The organism is Caballeronia sp., assembly GCF_049581465.1.
Lineage (GTDB): Bacteria > Pseudomonadota > Gammaproteobacteria > Burkholderiales > Burkholderiaceae > Caballeronia.
In genome coordinates this window covers 1-2,879 of sequence record NZ_JBAUSA010000227.1, presented here as the reverse complement: position 1 = coordinate 2,879, position 2,879 = coordinate 1, and the positions used below count along the sequence as shown (strand labels likewise).

The window sequence follows — 2,879 nt, the reverse complement described above, 5'->3', positions numbered from 1 at the left end:
AGGCTCGGGCTTGAGCTGCTCGATGCTCGCCTCGATGAGGCTGAACGCCGTCGATAGACTTTCTGCGAGCCGCAATCCTTCGGGCGTTGGGTCCGATGATTGGGCCGTGCGCTGCAGCAAGGTCACGCCGAGTATTTCTTCCAGGGACTTGACCTGCCTGCTGACCGCACCATGGGTGACGCACAGTTCCTGCGCCGCGAGGGTCATGCTGCGCAGGCGCGCAGTGGCTTCGAATGCGCGCAGCGCATTCAGGGAAGGACGGGGAGTATGCATCGATTGTTCCTAGGGAAAACCTCACCTCGTTCGACCGGCGATCACGCGAACCCACTATACATCTACGTGTGAGATTTAATCACATCTCGTCGAGAACATATCGATTGTGATGGCTTGTGCGACTCAGTAGAGTGAGTTCAAACAAGACAGAAAAATCACAACGACCGTCGCGGGCTCACTGCAACGCCTGGGCGGAAGATATCCGGAGACAAACATGAAGTCGTATTCCCTCATCGCCGCTCTCGGCGTGCTGGTCCTCGCTCGTCCCGCATTCGCTTCGCCGGACAAACCTGTTATTGCGCTCGCGAACGCCTACTACGGCAATACTTGGCGCCATCAAATGGTCGATGCCTTCGATGCCGCCGCCAAACAGGCCAAGGCGGAAGGCAAGATTGCCGACTACATCGTGGTCAACGGCGACGGATCGGTCGCCCAGCAGAACAGTCAGATTGCCGAACTGATCCTCAAGAAGGTCGATGCCATTGCCGTGGATGCCGCGTCGGAGACGGCCGTGAACGGCATCATCCAGAAAGCCTGCCAGGCTGGAATCAAGGTTGTGTCCTTCGATTCGGTGGCGAGCGCGCCTTGTAACTACCAGCTCAATTTCGACTTCACCGGATACAAGAAGGAAGAAGCTGAATGGGTGATGAAGAAAATCGGCGGCAAGGGCAACATCATCCAGGTGCGCGGCGTGAAGGGCTCGGCGCCCGACAACGACATGTACAACGCGCAGATGGCTGTCCTCAAACAGTATCCGGACGTGAAGGTCGTCGCAACGGTGTACGGACAGGCGACCGCGTCGGTTGCGCAGTCGGCCGTCGCCAACGTGTTGCCGAGCTTGCCCCGCGTCGATGCCGTGCTGGGGCAGGGCGGCAGCGATGACTTTGGCATCGCGCAGGCCTTCGAACAATTCGGCGGCCAGTATCGCGACAAGATGCCAGTGATCGAGGGCGGCGGCAGCACCGACTTCATCAAATGGTGGGGAGAGCAGACCAAAAAGAACGGCTATACGACGATCTCGATGAACACCACGCCGGGCATCGGCGCGGCGGCGTTCTATCTGAGTCTGTCGCTGGTGAAGGGCGCGCAGCCGCCGAAGAAAATGATCATGCCGGTTGCAACCGTTACGCAGGAGAACTTAAAGGACTATCTCGATCGGCCGTCGGGCATGATCGTCAGCCCAACGTATACGCAGGTCTGGGTCGACAAGAACCTGCTGGCTGGCAAGTAGCCCTCGGAGCCCCGACATGAACCGCGACAACACACTGGAACTGCAGGGTCGCGCACGGCTCGTCGTGTCCGCGCGCAATCTCACCAAGGTCTACGGGCCGACACGTGCAAACGAGGACGTTTCTCTTTCGGTGGCATGTTGCGACGTGATCGGTCTTGTCGGCGGCAATGGCGCCGGCAAGAGCACGCTCATGCGCATGCTCTGCGGCGTCACGCCACCCGACTCCGGCACGATCGACTTCGGCGACGGCATCGGCATTCCTGCAGCCTACGACGCAGGCGAGGCGCAAAGGCGCGGCATTCGGATAGTTCATCAGGAGCTATCGCTGTGCGTGAATCTGTCGGTCGCGGAGAATTTTTTCCTCGAAGCTCCGCAGGCAGCACGTGCGCGGCCGGGTTGGCGCAAGGCGTATCGCGCGCGGGCTAACGAAGCACTCGATGCCGTTTTTCCGGGTCATGGCATCGACGTCGACGCCGAAGCGGGACGGCTTCCAATCGGCGAGCGTCAGATGATAGAGATCGCCCGCGCAGTGGCCACGCCGGGCGTGCGCCTCGTGATTCTGGATGAACCGACATCGTCGCTCGGCCTCGAGCGCAGTCGGCAATTGCGCGCATACATTCACGCGAAGGCGGCGACGGGCCTCGCGTTCATTTTCATCAGCCACAAGCTGCACGAGATCGTCGACGTCGCGACGCGCGTCGTCCTGCTGCGTAACGGCCGCCTCGAATGGGAGGGCCTGGCTGCCGACGCGTCGGTTGCGGTGCTGGTGAAGTTGATGGGCGGTGACACGGGCGTGCTGCGCGAAGCGGCGCAGGAACATCGCAGAGCGCTCGGAGAGGTCTGCCTGACCTTGCGCGGAGGCGTGGCGGGCAGTGCGCAGTCGATCGAATTTCGCACTGGCGAGATAGTAGGGCTTGCAGGTCTGGAGGGCAGCGGGCAAAAAGAGCTTCTGCATCAGATCTTCCGCCCAGCCACGCGTGGTGCAACGCATGTAGAACGCAAAGGCGCAGCCAGCTTCGTTTCAGGGGACCGGCAGCGCGAGGGCGTGTTCCCCTTGTGGAGCGTGCTCGCCAATATCTCGCTTGGAGGCTTCGCTTGCGGCTCGCCGTTTCGACCCGTGACGCGGTCCGCCGAACTGGCCGTCACCTGCGGGTCGGCACAACGGCTCAGGCTTGATGAGAACCGGCTGGCATCGGGCATTCTCGACCTGAGCGGCGGCAATCAACAAAAGGCGCTGATGGCTCGGGCGCTGGTGTCCGAGGCGCCCATCATCCTGCTCGACGATCCCACGCGAGGTGTCGACGTCGCCGCCAAGCGCGATTTCTACAGGATCGTGGCTGAGGTTGCGCGTGCGGGCCGGCTCGTGGTGTGGCAC

3 protein-coding genes are annotated in these 2,879 nt (G+C 61.7%); 2 read left to right on the top strand and 1 reads right to left on the bottom strand.

Annotated elements, in window-relative coordinates; all coding sequences use genetic code 11:
- Window positions 1–273 (bottom strand): LysR family transcriptional regulator (locus tag WCA53_RS05615; RefSeq protein WP_423906678.1); only part of this gene is annotated, 273 nt, incomplete at its 3' end.
- A 214-nt stretch (window positions 274–487) separates the two neighbouring features.
- Here WCA53_RS05615 and WCA53_RS05610 point away from each other — a divergent pair.
- Entirely contained in the window at window positions 488–1,504 is a 1,017-nt protein-coding gene (locus WCA53_RS05610; RefSeq protein ID WP_423906675.1) for an ABC transporter substrate-binding protein, read from the top strand.
- A 16-nt stretch (window positions 1,505–1,520) separates the two neighbouring features.
- Window positions 1,521–2,879 (top strand): ATP-binding cassette domain-containing protein (locus WCA53_RS05605; RefSeq protein ID WP_423906672.1); only part of this gene is annotated, 1,359 nt, incomplete at its 3' end.